Genomic DNA, 17,675 nt, shown 5'->3' with positions numbered 1-17,675 from the left:
AGCGTGTGGCTGACCGTGCTCGGTTCGGTGGGAGCGCGGTCCGAGGGCCACGCTGTCGATCTTGGCGGCGCCAAGCAGCGGCGGGTGCTGGCCGCGCTGCTTGTCGAACCAGGCGCGGCGGTGCCGGTGCCGCGCGTTGGTGGAGGCCGTGTGGGGCGCTGACGCGCCGGCCAGTGCGATTGGGACTTTGCGTGCGTACGTGGCAAATCTCCGAAGAGCGCTGGAGCCGGGGCGTACGCCCCGAGCCGAAACCGTTCTCACCAGCTCGCCGCTGGGATACCGGCTGCGGGTGGAGAGCGGCCAGCTGGACGCGCTGCGATTCCGCCAACTGGTGGCGTCGGCCGCGTCGGCGCGGGCGCACGGCCGTCATCTGGACGCGCTCAACGATCTCGACCGGGCGCTTGAGCTGTGGACCGGGCCGGCTTTCGGGGAGTTCGCGGATGCGTCGTTCGCGGCCACCGCGGCGGCCGAGCTGGAGGAGTTGCGGCTCGCCGCGCAGGAAGAACGGGCCGAGGCCGAGCTGGCCGCGGGGCGTACGGCCAGAGCCGCCGCCGGCCTTCGGTTGCTGGTCGCGGCCGAGCCGCTGCGCGAGCGCCGGTGGGAAATGCTGGCGCTGGCGCTTTACCGGAGCGGTCGGCAGGCCGAGGCGCTGGCCGCGCTGCGGGAGGCGCGTCGGATTCTGGTCGCCGACCTGGGCATCGAGCCGCGGCCCACGCTGCGCCGGCTGGAGCAGGCGATCCTCAACCAGGACGTGGACCTGGACCTGGCCCGAACCGGGCCGGAGTCGGCCGATCCGGGTCCGGCGGTCAGCCTCGCCGGCCGCGAGGACGTGCTGCGCGCGCTGCAGCAGTCGCTGTCGTCGGCCAGCGCAGGTCGTGGCCGGCTGTTCCTGGTCACCGGCGAGCCCGGCATCGGCAAGACCGGGGTGACCGAGGCGGCGGCCAGCACGGCCGCGGAGCGCGGCTTCACCGTCGTACTAGGCCGCTGCCCGGACGGCGAAGGCACCTCCGCGTTATGGCCGTGGGTGTCCGTGTTGCGTACGCTGCTGGACAAGGGCGGCCCGACTTTACGTGAGCTGGCCGCGAAATCCGGCCTTGGCGCGCTGCTGGACGTGGGTCGGGTGGCGGACCGCGCGCAGCAGTTGCACACCGCCATCGCTGAGGTCGTAGCGGCAGCCGCTCGACTCCGGCCGCTGCTGGTGGTCCTGGACGACCTGCACTGGGCAGACCTGGACACCGTACGAGTGCTGCGCGTGCTGACCACGATGTTGCCGGAGCTGCCGCTGCTGGTGGTCGCCGCCAGCCGCGACGGCGCCGATCTTGCCGGCCCGGTCGCCGGCCTGGTCGCGCAGCTGACCGGCTGGTGGGCGACCCGCTGGCCGCTGCGCCGGCTCACCGAGCACGAGGTCGAGCTGGTGTTGGCCGGCCAGCCGGGCGCTGCCGAGCACCCGGACGCGGCCCGAGTGATTCACCGGCGTTCGGGCGGAAATCCGTTCCATGTGGTGGAGCTGGCCCGGTTGCTGCCCAAGGTCGGGCCGGTGTCGCTGGCCGAGGCGCTGCCACACGGCACCCGCGACCTGATCCAGCACCGGCTGGGCCGGCTGCCGGGCAAGGTCGAGCACATCCTGCTGGCCGCGGCGGTGATCGGGGAGGAGTTCGAGGCCGCCGTGTTGGCGGATGTCTGTGGCCTGTCCGAGGATGCGCTGTGGGAGGCGATGGAGGCGGCGCTGCAGTGGGGGCTGGTGACGGAGGGACGCGCGGTCGGGCGCTATCGCTTCAGCCACGCGCTCGTACGCGACACCCTCCGGGCCGCGGTCTCGCAGCTCCGGCTGGCCCGGTGGCACGCCAGAATCGCCGCCGCGCTGGCGAAATACGTGCCGCACACGCCCCCGATGGCGCGGACGACGTGCTGTCGGCGGTGGCGTTCCACTGGCTGGCCGCGGCCGCGGGTCGGGCACGCCGAGGAGGCGATCGACGCGGGCCGGCTGGCGGCCGACCGGGCCGTCCGGATGCACGCCCACGCGCACGCGGCCACCCTGCTCGCCGCCGTGATCGACACCATCGACCGGTACGCCGTGCCGCGGTCCGCCGCCGACACCGCCCGGCTGCTGGACTTGCTCGTACGACTGGGGCGCACGAGCTGCCGGGCCGGATTGCACGAGCAGGCCACCGCCGCGCTCGGGCGGGCGATCCGGCTGGCCCGCGAGCTGGACGACGTACAAACTCTCGCGGTCGCGGCCACCACCTACAGCGCCGAGTCGTTCTGGTCGATGCGGGAATACCGGGCCACCGACCGCGCGGTCGTCGACGCGTTGCGGGAGGCCCTGCGTCAGTTGCCGCCGGACGACTCGGCACTGCGCTGCCTGTGCCTCGCGGCGGTCGCGGCCGAGCAGTACTTCGAGGTCGGACCGGACGGCCGGGAGCCGGATCGGCCGTCCGCGGCAGCGGTCGCGATGGCTCGCCGGATCGCCGATCCCGACCTGCTGCTGCGCGCGCTGCACCTGCGTCACCAGGCGATTCGGCATCCCGACACGCTGACCGAACGGCACGAGATCGTACGAGAGCAGGTCGAGCTGGCGGCCACCGCCGGCGTCACGTCGGACTGGGCGCCGCGAGTTTTGCTGCGCCGGGCGTTGACTTGGCTGGAGGCCGGTGACATGGCCGCGGCGCAGGCCGACATCGACGCTTGCGCGGTGGCGAACGAGCGCACCCAGCTGGTCGAGGTCGAGGTGCATCTGAGCTGGTGGACGGCCATGCGTGAAGGGCTCGCGGGGCGTACGCAGACGGCCGTCCGGCTCTCCCGCAAGGCGTACGACCTGCATCACCAAACCGTCTGGGGCGACCAGCCGGCGCTCACTGCGCAACTCGTGTCCTGGCAGCTTGACCAGGGCAGATACCAGGAAGCAGAGGCCGCGCTGCGGGGCCATCAGGACCTGGCCAGCCCGGTTTCGGCTGAGCATCTCGGTCTGGTGTCCGCGCTGCAGGGCAAGCTCGCGCAGGCCCGCGAGCAGTGCCCGCCGGCCGGCCGGCTGCCGGAGCCGCCGCCGGACTGGCTGTGGCTGATGCAGATGGCCGTACGCGCGTACACGTGGGCGTTATGCGGTGATGCCGAGTCGAGCCGGCACGCGTTGGAGCGGCTGCTGCCCTATTCCGGCCGCACGGTTACCACTGGTTCGGCGATCCTGTGTTGGGGCTCCATCGACCATTTTCTCGGTGCGTCCGCTGCCGCTGCGGGCGATATGACACTCGCGATTTCGTTGCTGCAGAAGGCCGTTCGACATAACGGCGAGATGGGTTGCCTGCTCTGGCAGGAGCGTTCGCAGGCCAAACTCGCCGAACTCGCCGCGTACTGATCCAATCGGTGTCCTATCCCTTTCCAATCCCGGCCGGCCACGCTCGTGCCGCCTGCGGATACGGAGGGATTTCGACCATGCGGACCTCCCTTGCCACCATCTGTACTCCAAACTCGCGATCGCCAGCCGTGCCGCCCGTTATCGAATGCCGCACGTTTGGTGCTTTTTCCGTTATCTCCGGCGGAATCTCCGCCGACACCGGTGGCCCGAAACAGCGCCTGCTGCTGGCCTTGCTGCTCTGCCGGGCGGGCTCGGTGGTCGGGGTGGGAGAGCTGATCGACGCGCTCTGGCGGATACCCCACCTCGTACGGCCCGGAAGAACCTGCAGGTGTACATCTGCAAACTGCGCCGGGTTTTTGGCGACAGACTAGGATATGTCGGCCGCGGCTACCGTCTCCAGATAGGGCCGGACGAATGTGACCTTTTGCGTTTCGAGCGGCTCGCGCAGCATGGTCGGCAATCGTTGCGGGAGGGTGATGTGGAGGTGGCACTCGAGACTTTTGGTCAGGCTATTGCGCTGTGGCGCGAGCCGTTCGGCGACTTCGGCGGCTTCGGCGACGAGCCCTGCCTTGCCGCCGAAGTGACCCAGCGGTACGAGCTTTTCCTTTCCACCCTGGAGGAATGGGCCGAGCTGGAGCTGGATCGCGACTGCGCGGCCGTGCTGGACGTGTTGTCGGGGCACGTACGCTCGCAGTTGTTGCGAGAACGGCTGGGTGGGCTGTGGATGCGGGCGCTGGCCAGCGCCGGTCGCGCGAATGAGGCGCTTGCGCACTACGGGCTGGTGAGCGGGCGTTGGCGGACGAGCTGGGCATCGATCCCAGCCCGGAGTTGGCGCTCACCTACAGCCAGGTGATCAGCGGGAGCGGTCGTACGCCGGCGACTCGGCCGTTGGCGCTGGGCAACCAACTGCCCCGCGACCTGCCGGACTTTGTCGGCAGGGCAGCCGAAATCGACCAGGTAGCCGAGCGATTCGGTGCGGTGAACGTCCTCGTCGTATCCGGCCCCATCGGATCCGGCAAGTCGGCGTTCGCGGTCCACATAGGACACCTCGTACGAGACAATTTTCCGGACGGTCAGGTCATGCTCGACCTCGCGGAGGCCGACGGTAGTCCGAAAAGTGTGACCGCGGTAGCCGCCGAACTGCTGGACCTGATCGGAATCGGCGGGCAGGTCTGCCCGCCGTCGTCGGCGCTGGCCCGATGGCGGTCGTGGATCGCTCGCCGGCGGCTGCTTTTGGTGCTGGACAACGCCGTACGCGAAGACGTGGTTCGGGCGGTGCTCCCCGGCAGCCGTACCAGCGGGGTCATCGTGACCAGCCGACATCGGCTCAGCGGTGTCGAATCCGTGCTGCGGGTTACCCTTCCGCCCCTCACCGATACCGAGGGGGTCGAACTCCTCGGCCGGATCGCCGGCCGCGGCCGAGTGCTCGCGGATCGCCGCTCAGCGACGGAAATCCTCGACTGCTGCGAAGGTTTGCCTTTGGCCGTACGCATCGTCGGCGCGAAACTGACCGCCCTGCGGCACCTGCGACTGTTGGACTACTCCGCTCGGTTCCGGGATTCACCTTGCGTCCTCGACGAGATGGCGGCGGGCGAGTTGGAACTGCGGCCCCGGTACGAGGCTTTCTACCGCAATCTGACCGAACTGCAGAAAGCCGCGTACCACGCTGTCGCCTGGCTCCCACCACCGCCTTTCGAGCATGACCAAGTGATCGCCGCGCTGCCAGCTCCGGGCGTACGGGCACTGGAGTCGCTTTTCGAGTGCCATCTGCTGTCCGCGCCGGACCGTGAAGTCGGCCTCGGCTACGCCCGCTACGACATGCCCGCCTTCGCCTACTGGTTCTGCCGAAAACTCGCTTAGCTCATCGAGTGTGGGACATTGTGCCGCACTCAACGTCCGAGACCACACCGACAGCACACTGCTATGCCGATTTCTGTCTGAGGAATTGGAGGAACTCGTCGACCAGTTGCGGGCCGTAGCTGGCCGACGGTTCGGTGCAGCGGGGGCACGGCTGCGCGACGCGGATCGCCGTCGCGGCCTGATTTGCGAACAGGGACAGCAAATCCAGGTCGCCGAGGTCGGAACGGCACTGCTGTGCCGGGTCGAGCACCTGCAGGACCCCGAGCACGTCGTCGTCGGAGAGCAGGGGTGCGGCCATCAGTGCCTGTGGAACGTATTTTGTGGACTCGGCGAGGTCTCGGGCGAAAGATCGGTTGGCGGCCAGGTCGTCGGCGATCATCGCCTGCCCGGAGCTGACCACCCAGCCGGCGATGCCACGGTTCGCCGGCATTCGGGTGCCGACCAGGAAGTCCTCGCCTTCGCCCGCGACAGCCTGGAAAACCAGCTCGCCGGCCGGCTCGTCGAGTAGGAAGACCGAGCTCGCGGCGGCGCCGAAGATGGCCTTCGCGACCTCGACCACCGACTGCAAGAGAGCGCGCGTACCGGCGTCGGCCGTTGGCGCGAGATTGTGGGTCACGGCTGGTCTCCTTCTTCGGTGGCGTGCACGTTCGCCGCGGCGAGGTAGAGCACGGTCTTGAGCTGGAAAATCGTCAGCTGTGGGTGTTTTTTGCCAAGGTGAGTGCGCAAAGTCCGGCGATTCGGGGGGTGGCGAAACTGTTGCCGGTGGTACGGGTGGTGCCGCCGCCGGGCCACGCCACTCGCACATCCTGGCCCTGGGCGAAAAACTCGACCGGCGGTGACGGGTTGTAAAGATACAGATTCGGATCTTGCTCCTGATGACTGCCGACCGACAGCACCGAGCAGAACCGCCACGGAAAGCTGACGACTGGCGTGTTGTGAGCCGACGCGACGATCGCCGTGCGACGGAAATACGCTTCGTCTGCCAGCTCGTGCAGCTCATGCGCGAACTGTGTTCGCGTAGTAGAAAGGCTCATGTTTATGACGTCATAGCCCTGCTCCACGGCCCAGCGCAGCCCGGCCAGCATGAAACTGCCGGTGCCGCTGAACCGCTCGCCCAGCACTCGTACGCTGTAAAGCTCGCAGTCCGGCGCGAAGGCGCGGATGAGGCCCGCGCAGGCGGTCCCGTGCCCGCAGGTGTCGACATGATCGGTGGGACGCACTTGCGGTCCGTCAGTGCTGTTGAAAACCTCGTACGACGCAGTGATCGGACCGACGAGCGGGTGGTCGCCTTCGATCCCGCTGTCGATAACGCAGACTCGGATGCCCGCGCCGCGAGAACCACCCCACGCCCAGTCGGGCGTGACCCGGTCAATCTCGACCGCGGGGAGTTGAATGTCCGCCGGACCTTTGCCGCGCAGGCCCCAGCTGAGTTGGCGGGTCATACTGCTCCGATCGCTGCGGCAGCTTGGCAACCAACGACATGGCCTTTGCGACCAAACCATTCGGCCGCCCTTTTCGCCGCGGTGCTGGGCACACCGGCCGAGCGACAGGCCTGAGCGAGGTCGAGATAGGCGGTGGCGCGGGTGATGGGCGAGTCGGTCGTTTCGGCTGCCGCAACCGCGGCACGGGCCAACTGGACGGCTAGCCGGGCGTCGGTCTCGGTGATCGCCCGGGCGCCGAGATGATCGGCGGCCTCGGCGGGCGGGAAATCATCGCCGCCGTCCAACAGGGTTGGGTCGGGCCGCTTTCCGTTGCGTACCAGCACTCTCGCGAGGTCGCGGGAGGCATTGATCAGCAGCCCCGCATTCCCGGTGGCCTGGCACTGTGCGATCGCCTCTCGCAAAAGCATCTCGGCCTTTTCCCACCGCCCGGCCAATGCCTCGACTCCCGCGGTGAACAACGGCACAAAGGCCGCCGCTTCGGCGTAACCAAGGTCGCGGGCGAACCGATTTGCCGTGTTCAGGCACTCTTGTGCTTCGGTGTCGAGGCCCTGCAATGCGAAGAGGTTGGCCAGTGGATAGTTGAGCGTCAATACGACGATATCGTGGTCGCTGCCGTAACGTACGAGAAGGTCCTGGCACTGTCGGACCGCCTCGGTGGCCGGAGTGGGGCCTTGCCACAGCGAAATTCCGATGGCGCCGAGCGCGGTCGCCCGCTCTGGGGCAGCCTTCGCGACGACCGAATGTTGCAAGGCAGCCTCCAGTAGATCATCGGCCTTTCGGTACGAGCCCAGAGTCTGCTGTTCCTGGCCCAGTCGGACATACGCTCGCGCCAGTCCGAGATTGTCCTGTGCTGCCTGGAAAACCGGAAGTGCCTCGGTCGCGATCTCAGCGGCCGAACCGACGCCCGACTCCGGGTGCAGCGCCGCCAGTTGCAATTTGGCATGTGCGTACGCTCGTTGATCGTCGCCGGCCGCGGCCATGACTTCCCTCAGCAGTTGGTCGCCGTCGACGGTCCGGCCGGTCGCGAGCCACGTCTCGCCCAGGCTTTGTGCGGCCGCCTTCCACCACAAGTCGTCCTTTGTGGACAGTCGCAGCGCACGTTGGCCGAGGTCCGCCGACCAGGAGAGGTCGGCGCGGGCGAGTGCGGTGCGGGCTGCCTCGGTGAGGGCCAGCGCGGCCCGGCTCCGCAGGATTTCCGTCCGCTCGTCACGTAACCCCAGCTCGTGGCGGTGCAGATAGGCCTGCTCGAAATGGTGGCCTTCGGTGGCGATGCCGGTCCCCGGGGTGTCCGCCAGCCGCTCGTGCCAGTCGGCCCGGCGCCTCTTGCTGATGCCGCGATAGGTCACCTCCCGAAGCAGCCCGCTGCTGAATCGATAGCACCCGTCCTGCCCGCGTACCGGCTCGATGAGGCCGCGTCGTACCAGTTCGGCCAGCGGCGCCACCGTGTCGCTGAGCGCCTCGACCCTGGCCGGGACAAACTGCCTGCCGATGACCGCGGCCGCGCACAATGTCGTACGCTCTGCCGGCCGCAGGGCATCGATGCGCGCGGCCAGCACGGCGTTCACCGTGGCCGGCAGTTCGTCGGCATCGGCCCCCTCTTCCAGCATTGCCAGCAGTTGTTCAAGATAGAGCGGATTTCCCTCGGCCCGTTCGATCACCCGGGTCAGCAGGTCCGGCCCGTGCAACTGCAGTTCGAGCAGCCCAGCGGCCAGCTCGTGCGCCTCCACTGTGGACAGTGGAGCGAGAGCGAGATCAACGGTGGTCTCGACGCGCCCTGAACAAAGCAATAGCACGCGATCCTTTTCCAGCGCGGTGGCCACATGTGCGATGCCGTCGAGCAACATCTGGTCCGCCCACTGAAGATCGTCGAACAGCAATGCGACCGGCCGGTCCAGCCCGCGCAGCATCGCGGCCGTCGCCGCGTACGTGCTTTCCGGTGACCGTCCAGGAGTGCCGTCGTGCAACAGGCCGGTCCGCAGCATACGTGATCCGAATGCTCCAGCGGGCTGCGGTCCTCAGCCTTTTCCAAGATCTGTCGCAACGCCTGCCCGAGTGGGGTGAGGCTGGCTTCGTCGCGGTACGGGTGGCAGCGGCCGGCCCCGACCAGCGCCTCGCCGTCCGGTAGACCGGCCAGCCATTCCTGGAGCAACCGGGTCTTGCCGATGCCGGCCTCGCCGGAAACCGTCACCAGCCGGCCGCCGTGGCCGTCGCGTACGCCCGCCCATGCCGCCCGCAGTCGCCCGAGTTCGCTTTCGCGTCCAACAAAAGCCGCTCGGTGACCATCGACAGCGTACGGTTGCAGGCTGGTCAAACGAAAAGCCGCGACAGCGTCCCGCTTTCCTTTCAACGTCACCGGACCGAGCTTGTCGACTGTCGCGGCGGTGCCGAGCAGTTCGCGGGTAATAGGACCGATGAGCACTTCGCCGACGCCGGCGTTCTGCTCCAGTCGCGCGGCCACATTGACGACCTCGCCGGACACCAGTTCTCGTTCGTGCCCTCCTGTGCGGTGGCAACGACTTCTCCAGTGTTGATACCGATTCGTACGGCCAGCTGGCAGCCCAGGGTTCGGCTGAGATCCTCGTTCAGTTCGGCGAGGGCCGCCACCATGTCCAACGCGGCCGCGGCAGCTCGGTGCGCGTCGTTCTCATGCACTGTCGGGATCCCGAAAACGGCCATCACCGCGTCCCCAATGAATTTCTCCACCAGCCCACCGTGTGCTTCGATCTGGTCTCGCATCACGTCGAAATAGCGCAGCACGACCGATCTCAGGGTTTCCGGCTCCAGGATGCCGGAAAGCTCGGTGGAGCCGACCAGATCGCAGAACAACGCGGTGACGAGTTTTCGGCGCTCTACCTGAGGAACCGGCGTAGGTGGACACGGCGAGCCGCAGGACGGGCAGAACCGGGCAGCTGCCGGCAGCGCGGCGGCACAGGCGACGCAATGCATTTCTTTGCCTGCCTAGAAAAGCGCCGCGCCGGCCACCGCGGCATGGGCCTGGACCTCCGGCTCGACGGCGTCCAACCGGGCCTTGATGTCGACGATGAGGTCGAGTTCTCCGGGCGTGAGCTCAGCGAAAACCGCCAGCTGCTCATCGGTGAACGTGTCCATCGGGAAACCGGCATCCGCGAGCGTACGTAGGTTGGCCTCATGATCGGTCATCGTGCTGATCCTTTCCGGTCGGACGGCTCAAACTGTCGAAAAGGGCGATCAGCGCGCTCGCGGTATGCAGGGCGCTGGTGCGGATGGCGAATCGATGCGATGGTGGCGGATCGAGCTGTTCGAGGATCGCGAAGACGGCGTCACTGTGTCCGCCGTCGACCTCGGCGTGATGGCGCAGCGTACGAAAAGCTCGCGCCGGCAGACCCGTTCGCTCGAAAAGCAGGGCGGGCAGCAGTGCGGAAGGGGCGTTTGCCTCTAGTACGGCCAGATAGCCGAGCAACGCGACAGGGTCGTAGTGCTGGATCCAGTAATACTGCGCGGTCCGACCAGCCGCGCCGCGAGCGCCGACGGTGGGCTGGCCCGTACCGCGTCGGGGTCGAGCCCGACGGCGGCCACATCGTCGAGCAGCCAGTCGTCGTGGCCGAGTTCCTCTTCGACATGTTCGGCGAAATAGTCGCGCAGCACGGGGTTGGTGGTCTGCGCGCCGGCCATCACCATCAACGGCACCGATGCTCGTAGGACCGCGTGCATTTCGGCCAGGTAGCGCGAATACCGTTCCCGTAACCCCATTGGTTGCCAGAGGGCCGCCGAACTTCGCTGGATCGCCGGCGTCACCAACTCCAGCACCGCTCGCAGGTCATTCATCCGCTGCCTCCGCGCTGCCGACCAGGTGGGAATATCGTCCGCTTCCGTGCCTGCGCAGCAAAGCCGCCGGTCCACCGGCCAGTCCACGGCGGATCGCGGCCGCCTCCAGCAGTTCGCCGGCTGGGCCGTCGGCCTTGGCCACCCATTGCGTCGCGGCCGGCGAGTCGCTGAGCCGGTGGGGTTGTGCAGTAGTCGTCGGGAGGTTCGGCCGTACGGCTGGCGATGTGCAGTGGCCCAACCGTCCGGACCATCCGCAGCATCGGCAGGTTTTTGGCTCTCTCCAGGACAGCCGGCCAGGTCGCGGTGTCGATTCGGCCCAGGCTCAGATGATCTGGGCGGGTACGACCATCCACCACCGCCTGGTTGCAACAGGCGGTCACCCGTCCGTCTGTCGTGATCACCGGCCAGGCCGCCATCGCGCAGGGCGCCACCAGCGTGGGATCCGGCAGCGCGGGCCGGCGCGCCCAGGCGGCCGCGCGGCCGATGGGGCGCAGCTCGCTGACCAACATCGGTACGGCCGCGCCAAAAACGGGCGACGACTTCCTCGCTTACCTCGGCCAGATACGGGTCGTCGGGCCCAGTCCCGACCACGTGCAGACTGGTCGCTACGCCCGACCGAAGGAGGTCATGCAAAGCACCGAAGACGTTCTCGCGGGCTACCTCGCGTTCGTGGAAAACGTCCAGGCTCAGCGAGAAATGGTCGACAGCGCGGGCGACCTCCCGGATGGATGGCGGGATGCCTTTGCCCTGGGCGAAAAACGCACCGGAGAGCACTGCCGTACGAGTGCCGGCGGACCGTACGAGCCGGGCGGCTTCGACCACCAGCCGTGGCCGGGTCAGCGGCTCGCCGCCGGTCAACATCAGCACCTCGGGACGGCATTTCGCGGTGAAGGTGGACAAGAAGCGAAGGAGCGCGGTCGCGTCGAGCTGTCGGCCGGCGAGAGTCGCCGCCGATGCGCAGTGGGCGCAGCTGAGTGGACACCGCTCGGTCACCGTCACCAGCGCGCCGGCGCCGATCACCTGACGCAGGGCCATCATTTCAGCCAGCCGCATCGCCCACCTCCCTCACCGCGCCTAGGGTGTGTCTCCTCATTCCAGGTGGATGAGGAGACACGTCCTAGTCTCGTGTGGCCGGCTGTCAGCCGCTTAAAGCTCGGTATATCCGCAGATCAGCGGCCCACTTGGCGGGCCAGCGCGAGTCCTGCGACGCATCGAGATAGGCGGCTAGCTGGGTTTTCACCGAGCGCATACCGAATCTCCACCGGACGTTCCTAGGTTGGCGGCCAGTACCGGTGAGAGCAGGCCGGTGCCCCGCCAGAACAAGGAGGACTCGCCATGTCCGAAAAGAACACCGCCCCGGAGCCCGAAGAGACCACCGAGGCCGACGAGGTCGAGGCGCACGGCGTGCTGGGCCTGCAGAAGCTCGACACCGACAAGGGTGGCGCGCCCGGCTTCAACGAACCGGCCATGAGCTGCAGCTCGTGTGTGGCCGGGACCGTCTGCACCGCCAGCTAACGCACCGAAACAGGACACGCGGGGTGGGGAGCCTGTCTTTCGACACGGCTCCCCACATCGCGTCTATGGGCATGAGCCTCTGCAAGACCACCTGACGATCTGAAAACCGAACCTCGAGGAATGGGGCGAGCCGCGATGCTGGTCGACTGGGAACAGATGTTGTCCTATATGACGCACCATCCGCGATGGTTCGAGAACTTCACCCGGCGATCTCCCAGCAGCGACTTTCTTCGGCACTATCGGGAAATCATGCCCGGCGGCTGGCCGCTGCGTCGGCACGGCTACTGGATGATCGCGGAGCCGCCAGACACCCCGATGCCGGACCAGGGTTGGAAACTGCACGTCAGCGCGACCTCCGGCACTGGTGCCGACACCTTGCGGCTGGCCCTGCCGGTGCTGCGCGATGCGGGCGTACGCTTCAAATTCCTGATGGACCCGGCTGCGCTTATGGAGGCCAACGGCAAGTCCTACGGCCGAGGTTCGAGCGGGAAATTCATCGCCGTCTACCCAGCCGATGAGCAGCAGTTCCACGCTGTTGCCGAAGATCTGACCAAGGCCTTGGCGGGCTTTGAGGGGCCGTACATTCTCTCCGACCGGCGCTATCCCGGGTCACGCGTGGTCTTCTATCGTTATGGCGGCTTCAAAAGCCTGCCCAAGCTGCGCCCGACCGGACTGCGTGAGCTGATGATCGCCGAGCCGGACGGCACCCTGGTCCGTGACCTGCGCACTCCCTACTGGTCGATGCCCGACTGGGCCGACGACCCGGTGGCCCGGAAATTCGCGCCCAGTAGGGAGATCGACAGCGAGACCACCGCCTTGGCGGGCGGTCGGTTCACCGTCGAGAGCGCGATCAGCTTCAGCAATCGCGGTGGCATCTACAAGGGCATCGACACCGAGGCAGGTGCCGAGGTGGTGTTGCGGGAGGCACGGCCGGGTGTGCAGGTGGGGCCGAAAGGACGTGACGCCGTTGATCTGCTGCGCCACGAGTACGACCTGCTGAGCGACCTTGCTGACACCGGCCTGTTCGTACGACCGATTTCCTTCTTCACCCAGTGGGAGCACGCCTTCGTCGCCCAGGAATACATTGAGGGATCCCACATCGGGTATCTCAGCATCACCCAGAATCCTGTCTACAGCCTCGATCTGAGTCCGGAAAGCCTCACCGAGTATTACCAGCGATTCCGTGGTTTGTGGTTGCAGGTCGCCGAGGCCGTCGCGGTCGCCCACGAGCGGGGCATCGTGCTGGGCGACCTTTCCACGACCAACGTGATGGTCACACCGGACGACAAAGTTCAGGTGATCGACCTGGAATGCGCCTTCCACGAGGGCGTCGACGAGGGCGCCCGGATGTGCACATGGGGGATGGTGACTAAGAAAGCCGCCACCAGCCAGACGGGCGACCGCAGGTCCGACTACTACGCCCTCGGTGGCGTACTGCTCAGCTGTGTGTTGGTCTGCGCCCAGGTCGATGCCGTCAACCGGGATATTCCCCGTCAGTTGCTCAAAGAAGTGGCCGCCGACCTGAACCTGCCGGTCGAGCTGACTTCGTTGATCGAGGACTTGCGGGACGAGGACGCGCCGCTGCCGGACCCGGATGTCATTCGCAAGCGCATCGCGGACATTCCGTTCGGCACCGCCTGGCAAACCGCTCCACCACTCGCGCGAAGCCGCTGGTGCCGGATCCAATCTCCAGTGACAGCCTGCACAAACGGATCGACGCGACGCTCGAGGGCGTGGTGGAATACATGTGTACGACGGCTGATCTCAGCCGCGAGGACCGCTTGTTCCCCTCCGACCTGCTGGTCTTCGAAACCAACCCGCTTTCGTTGGCGTACGGCGCGTACGGGACTCTCTATGCCTTGCACGTACTGGGCGCGGAGGTCTCGGATCCGTTCCTGTCGTGGGCTCTACGACACTCAACCGGACACGATGCGATGCCACCCGGTCTCTACTACGGGAGCGCCGGAGTCGCTTGGGCGCTGTCCGCGATGGGCCACCAGGAGCTGGCCGTCCAGACCCTGCGTACCGCTGGTGAGCATCCGCTTTTACTGGACGAGCCAGGAATTCTGGCCGGATCGGCCGGTCACGCAATGGCCTGCCTGCGGCTCTGGCGAGACACCGGGTTGACCGAGTTCCTCGACCGCGCCCGAGAAATCGGTGCACAGCAGCAGCTTGCCAAAACCGCGGTCCGCGAGGACGATCGCGCACATTGGCCGGTTGACGAGGACACCACTATCATCGGTTACGGTCAAGGTGCCTCAGGTGTCGCGATGTTTCTGCTCGGCCTGCATGCGGCCACCGGTGACCGGGACGTGCTAGCGCTCGGCCGGGCGGCGCTGGACTTCGATCTCTCGTGCGCTGAACCGACGCCTAGCGGCTTTTTGTCTTTCCCGGCCGCGGTCGCGACCGACGGCAAGCCGTCGGAAAGTCTGCGCCAGTATTGGGACAAGGGCACCGCCGGCGTCCTCACCACGCTCCTTCGTTATCACCACGTCACAGGAGATCCGGCGTTGCGGCAGTGGATCGAGGACATTTTGCCGGACGTACGGCACAAGTTTGTCGCCTTCCCGCAGCTTTTCCACGGTGCCAGCGGCATCGGCAACGCGCTGCTGGACGCGTACGAGTTCCTCGGCGATCCGGAGTTGCTCGGTGACGCGCAGCGGTCCGCCGCGGTCGTCCTGTGCAATGCCACCGAGCGGCCGGAAGGCATTGTCTTCCCGGGAGAACAGGTCATGCGGGAAAGCTGCGACCTCGCTTCCGGATCCGCCGGCGTCGCGTTGTTCCTCGATCGTCTGCGGCGGGCCCGGCCGGGTGCCCGGACCAACCCGAACTTCGTGCTGGACGACCTGCTGGAGCGTGACGCATGACGCTGGCGGCGGGGCGGGTGGCCACCACCGTCCCGCTGCGGCGCAACAACCGGCAGTTTCGGTTGCTGTGGATCGGTCAGGCGCTGTCGGATTTCGGCTCGTCGATGACATCTTTGGCCGTACCGTTGGCATTGTTGGCGGCTGGCTATTCTCCTTCCGCCGCTGGAATTATCGGCACCGCCATGCTCATAGTAGGCCTCGCGGTCCGAGTGCCAGCCGGCTATCTGGCCGATCGCTGGGATCAGCGCCGGCTGATGCTCGGCTGTGACCTTGCCCGGCTGGTCGCGGTCGCGGCGCGGCGGTCGCGTTCTGCGTCTTCGTTTGGGGACTGCCGCTGCTGGTGGCGTTGGGGCTGGTGGTCGTGTCGATCACCGCGCAGGAGATTTTCCAGCCAAGCCAGAGCAAAATCGTCCGGCGAGCGGTGCCGGGGGAGCAGTTGGGGACGGCGGTTTCGCTCAACCAGGCGCGTGCGTACGGCGCGAGCATCGCCGCACCGGCGGTGGCCGGACCGCTGATGGCTCTCTGGCCCTGGGCACCTTTCACCGTCGACGCGTTCACCTTCGGGGTTTCCGCGCTGTGCGTGGCAATGTTGGCCCGAAATCGGCTGGTCGCGCGTACGGCCGAGGTCCGCCGCGAGCGGTTTTTTTTTACCGCAAATCGCGGCCGGCTGGCGATATCTGGTCAAAGACCGGTTCCTGCGCTGGTCTTCGGGGTATTTCGCGCTAGCCAACGTAATTTTCTCGGCCTTCGGCTATGCGCTGATTCTGGGCACCGCCCGCCAGGCCGGCGGTGCCGCCGCGCCGTGGCGGGCGGTCAGCTTCGCCGGAATAGCCGGCCTGACCGGCTCTTTGATCGCCCCGTACGCGAAACGCCGTTTGCCGCTTTCGGTGGTGCTCGCCGCCGGCCCCACCATGAGTGCCGTCCTGCTGGCGATCGCCTGGGCCGGTGGCGGGGTCATCCCGTTCGTCGCAGCGTTTTCCGCACTGTGCCTGCTCACTCCGGTCATCGGGGCGGTGCTCGCGACCATCATGGCCAAAGTGGTGCCGGAAGACATCTACGGCCGAGTCACCGCGTCGAGCAGTTTCCTCGCCCAAATCCTGCAACCGTGCGGCCCGCTGGCCGCCGGCATCCTGCTCTCGCAACTCTCCTTCGGCACCACCGCCGGCCTTTTCGCGCTGGCGCAGGGTGCCCTCGCCGTACTCGCCTTCACTATCCCTACCCCCCCCGCCGAACCCATCGGGACGTCTAGCGGCGAGGGCCTTGGTTAAAAGCGATGTCTACTGCGGGGGCGAGGGGCCCTCCTCGGTTGAGAGCGGTGTGTGCTGGGGAGGTGCGGCCTTGGTTGAGAGCGGTGTGTGCTGCGGAGATGAGCGCCTTGGTTGAAAGCGGTGTGTGCTGCGGAGATGACGGCCCGGTTGAAAGCGGTGTGTGCTGGGGAGATGGGCGCCCTGGTTAAGAGCGGTGTCTGTGAGGGTGCGGCGTCTCGTCTACCAGCCATCGGAAAATCCCGCCCCGCCCACCAAAGACCGGTGGCGGGGGGCGGGATTTTCCGATGGTTACTGCCGATCCGCCCTGTGTTTCTGGCGCCTTCGGCGCGGGCGCCGTCGACTACGGCTACGAGAGTCGCTTTTCTAGGGCCTACCAAAAAAGCGGTGGGCCCTAGAAAAGCGACGCCCCTGCCGGAGGGGCGACAACATCGGCCTGGCGGCCGATGGCGCCGGACGGGGCTGGGTCCCGTCGAAGTTGACCAACTTGATGGAAATGGTGACGGTCTCGCGCGGGGGGGGGGGTACGTGGGGGGGTGGGTGACTGGGTCCCGTACAAAGTTGACCACTTTGGTTTAGAGGTGACAGTCCCGCACGGGGTGGGGCCGAACGGGGGCGTGCGAGACCCTAACTTTTTGGCGCATGGGGGTTGGATATGCTGGGTGAAAGGTCTGGGAATGGGGGAAACGAGGTGCTTCAGCCGGCGGGGTTCTGGCATCGGGCGAGTGGGGTGGGGGGATTGACCTTGTGCTGACGGTCGTGGTCGGGGTGGCCGCTTATCTGGTTGGTGGCGGGCATCGGATCGAGGGCGGCGTGCACGTCACCTGGCAAGTCCCGGTAGCGGTGGTCGGGTTCTCGGTCTTCAATCGGATTCTGGTGCAGTGGATATTCCGCGCCAGCATCGGAAAGCTGATTGTTGGCTTGCGGGTCGTGACGGAGTACGGCGAGCGGGCCGGCTTTTGGCAGCTGGTCCGATACTGGTTCCGCAACAGTTTTCTGGTCGCGGTGTTCGCCGCAGAGCTTGGTGGCGGAGCGAGCTCAGGTCTGGACCCGGGCAAGAGCCGACTGATCGTCGCGGCGAGACATCAGCCGCTCGATGCGCCGACGCGTACGAGGGCCTGACGACTGACCGACAACGGCCTCACCATTGCCCTCAGATGGCGCGTACGGGTATAACTTTCGCTATTTAGCACTAACTGTCGTTCGGGCGGGAGCGACGGGTAGCCGTCTTCGGTCGTGAGGACCGTCGTCTCAGGGAGAGCCAGCATGCGTACGTCCCCCGCCAAGGCGCTTTTGCGCGCAGCGCTACCCATAGTTGTCAGTGCCGCGATGGTCGGTGCCGTCCCGGCAGCCGGTGGTGCCGCAGCAGCGAGCCCGGCCTTCCCAGCCCACTATGCGGCGCCATACCTGGAGATCGGCAGCTACAACGCCGACGACATGGCGGGGAATATGAAGGCCACCGGTACGAAGTTCTTCAAACTCGCCTTTCTGAGCGCGAACTCCGGCTGCAGTTCCTACTGGGAGGCCGACGACAGCGAGGGCGTCGGAGGGGTTCAAGTCGCAGATTAAC

The 17,675-nt window shown here is 67.0% G+C and carries 19 protein-coding genes and 2 pseudogenes; 12 read left to right on the top strand and 9 right to left on the bottom strand.

The window, feature by feature from the left end; all coding sequences use genetic code 11:
- The first annotated feature begins 3 nt into the window (after positions 1 to 3).
- From GNX96_RS23600 to GNX96_RS23585, 4 genes are all read left to right on the top strand, one after another.
- Complete coding sequence (locus tag GNX96_RS23600; protein ID WP_163569750.1) at positions 4 to 162, top strand: hypothetical protein; 159 nt, start codon at positions 4 to 6, stop codon at positions 160 to 162.
- Positions 149 to 3,352: an ATP-binding protein gene (locus tag GNX96_RS23595; protein ID WP_163569749.1), complete on the top strand. Its 3,204-nt coding sequence runs from the start codon at positions 149 to 151 to the stop codon at positions 3,350 to 3,352. The genes GNX96_RS23600 and GNX96_RS23595 overlap by 14 nt, the downstream gene beginning before the upstream one ends.
- Before the next feature lie 145 nt (positions 3,353 to 3,497).
- Positions 3,498 to 4,205 (top strand): AfsR/SARP family transcriptional regulator, encoded by a 708-nt coding sequence (locus tag GNX96_RS23590; RefSeq protein WP_279581262.1) that lies wholly within the window; start codon positions 3,498 to 3,500, stop codon positions 4,203 to 4,205.
- On the top strand, positions 4,145 to 5,212 hold the full coding sequence (locus tag GNX96_RS23585; protein ID WP_163569747.1) for an NB-ARC domain-containing protein: 1,068 nt from the start codon (positions 4,145 to 4,147) through the stop codon (positions 5,210 to 5,212). Before GNX96_RS23590 ends, GNX96_RS23585 begins: the two co-directional genes overlap by 61 nt.
- A gap of 61 nt (positions 5,213 to 5,273) precedes the next feature.
- On the opposite strand, the gene GNX96_RS23580 is transcribed toward GNX96_RS23585, so the two are convergent.
- The 3 genes from GNX96_RS23580 to GNX96_RS23570 form a co-directional block, all read right to left on the bottom strand.
- Positions 5,274 to 5,828 (bottom strand): GAF domain-containing protein, encoded by a 555-nt coding sequence (locus GNX96_RS23580; protein WP_163569746.1) that lies wholly within the window; start codon positions 5,826 to 5,828, stop codon positions 5,274 to 5,276.
- A gap of 73 nt (positions 5,829 to 5,901) precedes the next feature.
- Positions 5,902 to 6,654: a S8 family serine peptidase gene (locus GNX96_RS23575; RefSeq protein WP_279581261.1), complete on the bottom strand. Its 753-nt coding sequence runs from the start codon at positions 6,652 to 6,654 to the stop codon at positions 5,902 to 5,904.
- A complete protein-coding gene (locus GNX96_RS23570; RefSeq protein WP_279581260.1) occupies positions 6,651 to 8,636 on the bottom strand; it encodes an ATP-binding protein in 1,986 nt (661 codons plus the stop codon). The genes GNX96_RS23575 and GNX96_RS23570 overlap by 4 nt, the downstream gene beginning before the upstream one ends.
- A gap of 11 nt (positions 8,637 to 8,647) precedes the next feature.
- Between GNX96_RS23570 and GNX96_RS54545 the strand changes: the two genes are divergently transcribed.
- Entirely contained in the window at positions 8,648 to 8,779 is a 132-nt protein-coding gene (locus GNX96_RS54545) for a hypothetical protein (RefSeq protein WP_279581259.1), read from the top strand.
- Here GNX96_RS54545 and GNX96_RS64650 read toward each other — a convergent pair.
- The 5 genes and pseudogenes from GNX96_RS64650 to GNX96_RS23545 all read right to left on the bottom strand — a co-directional run.
- Positions 8,720 to 9,007: pseudogene (locus GNX96_RS64650) on the bottom strand (ATP-binding protein); the annotation flags it as partial. The gene GNX96_RS54545 and the pseudogene GNX96_RS64650 overlap by 60 nt on opposite strands.
- Positions 9,004 to 9,600, bottom strand: coding sequence for an adenylate/guanylate cyclase domain-containing protein (locus GNX96_RS23560; protein WP_163569743.1), 597 nt, complete (start codon positions 9,598 to 9,600; stop codon positions 9,004 to 9,006). The gene GNX96_RS23560 and the pseudogene GNX96_RS64650, both read right to left, overlap by 4 nt.
- A gap of 12 nt (positions 9,601 to 9,612) precedes the next feature.
- On the bottom strand, positions 9,613 to 9,813 hold the full coding sequence (locus tag GNX96_RS23555) for an aroma-sacti cluster domain-containing protein (RefSeq protein WP_163569742.1): 201 nt from the start codon (positions 9,811 to 9,813) through the stop codon (positions 9,613 to 9,615).
- A complete protein-coding gene (locus tag GNX96_RS54540) occupies positions 9,800 to 10,093 on the bottom strand; it encodes a heme oxygenase-like domain-containing protein (protein ID WP_279581258.1) in 294 nt (97 codons plus the stop codon). The genes GNX96_RS23555 and GNX96_RS54540 overlap by 14 nt, the downstream gene beginning before the upstream one ends.
- A complete protein-coding gene (locus GNX96_RS23545; protein WP_279581257.1) occupies positions 10,069 to 11,511 on the bottom strand; it encodes a radical SAM protein in 1,443 nt (480 codons plus the stop codon). The genes GNX96_RS54540 and GNX96_RS23545 overlap by 25 nt, the downstream gene beginning before the upstream one ends.
- Positions 11,512 to 11,793: 282 nt before the next feature.
- On the opposite strand from GNX96_RS23545, the gene GNX96_RS23540 reads away from it, so the two are divergent.
- From GNX96_RS23540 to GNX96_RS23525, 4 genes and pseudogenes are all read left to right on the top strand, one after another.
- A complete protein-coding gene (locus GNX96_RS23540) occupies positions 11,794 to 11,973 on the top strand; it encodes a hypothetical protein (RefSeq protein WP_163569741.1) in 180 nt (59 codons plus the stop codon).
- A 120-nt stretch (positions 11,974 to 12,093) separates the two neighbouring features.
- Positions 12,094 to 12,735: pseudogene (locus GNX96_RS67330) on the top strand (class III lanthionine synthetase LanKC N-terminal domain-containing protein); the annotation flags it as partial.
- A gap of 983 nt (positions 12,736 to 13,718) precedes the next feature.
- A complete protein-coding gene (locus GNX96_RS23530; RefSeq protein WP_313885760.1) occupies positions 13,719 to 14,840 on the top strand; it encodes a lanthionine synthetase C family protein in 1,122 nt (373 codons plus the stop codon).
- Entirely contained in the window at positions 14,837 to 15,355 is a 519-nt protein-coding gene (locus GNX96_RS23525) for an MFS transporter (RefSeq protein WP_163569738.1), read from the top strand. Before GNX96_RS23530 ends, GNX96_RS23525 begins: the two co-directional genes overlap by 4 nt.
- Positions 15,356 to 15,591: 236 nt before the next feature.
- Here the strand turns inward: GNX96_RS23525 and GNX96_RS23520 are convergent, their stop codons facing one another.
- Entirely contained in the window at positions 15,592 to 15,753 is a 162-nt protein-coding gene (locus tag GNX96_RS23520; protein ID WP_163569737.1) for a hypothetical protein, read from the bottom strand.
- Here GNX96_RS23520 and GNX96_RS23515 point away from each other — a divergent pair.
- The 3 genes from GNX96_RS23515 (at position 15,752) to GNX96_RS23505 (ending at position 17,674) form a co-directional block, all read left to right on the top strand.
- Positions 15,752 to 16,108, top strand: a complete 357-nt coding sequence (locus GNX96_RS23515; protein WP_163569736.1) for a hypothetical protein — start codon at positions 15,752 to 15,754, stop codon at positions 16,106 to 16,108. The genes GNX96_RS23520 and GNX96_RS23515 overlap by 2 nt on opposite strands.
- Before the next feature lie 744 nt (positions 16,109 to 16,852).
- Positions 16,853 to 17,227, top strand: a complete 375-nt coding sequence (locus GNX96_RS23510; protein WP_163569735.1) for an RDD family protein — start codon at positions 16,853 to 16,855, stop codon at positions 17,225 to 17,227.
- Between the two features lie 144 nt (positions 17,228 to 17,371).
- Positions 17,372 to 17,674, top strand: a complete 303-nt coding sequence (locus GNX96_RS23505; protein WP_163569734.1) for a glycoside hydrolase family 18 protein — start codon at positions 17,372 to 17,374, stop codon at positions 17,672 to 17,674.
- Position 17,675 lies beyond the last annotated feature (1 nt).

Source organism: Fodinicola feengrottensis (genome assembly GCF_010993775.1).
GTDB lineage: Bacteria > Actinomycetota > Actinomycetes > Mycobacteriales > HKI-0501 > Fodinicola > Fodinicola feengrottensis.
This window is presented reverse-complemented; position numbering and strand designations above follow the sequence as displayed.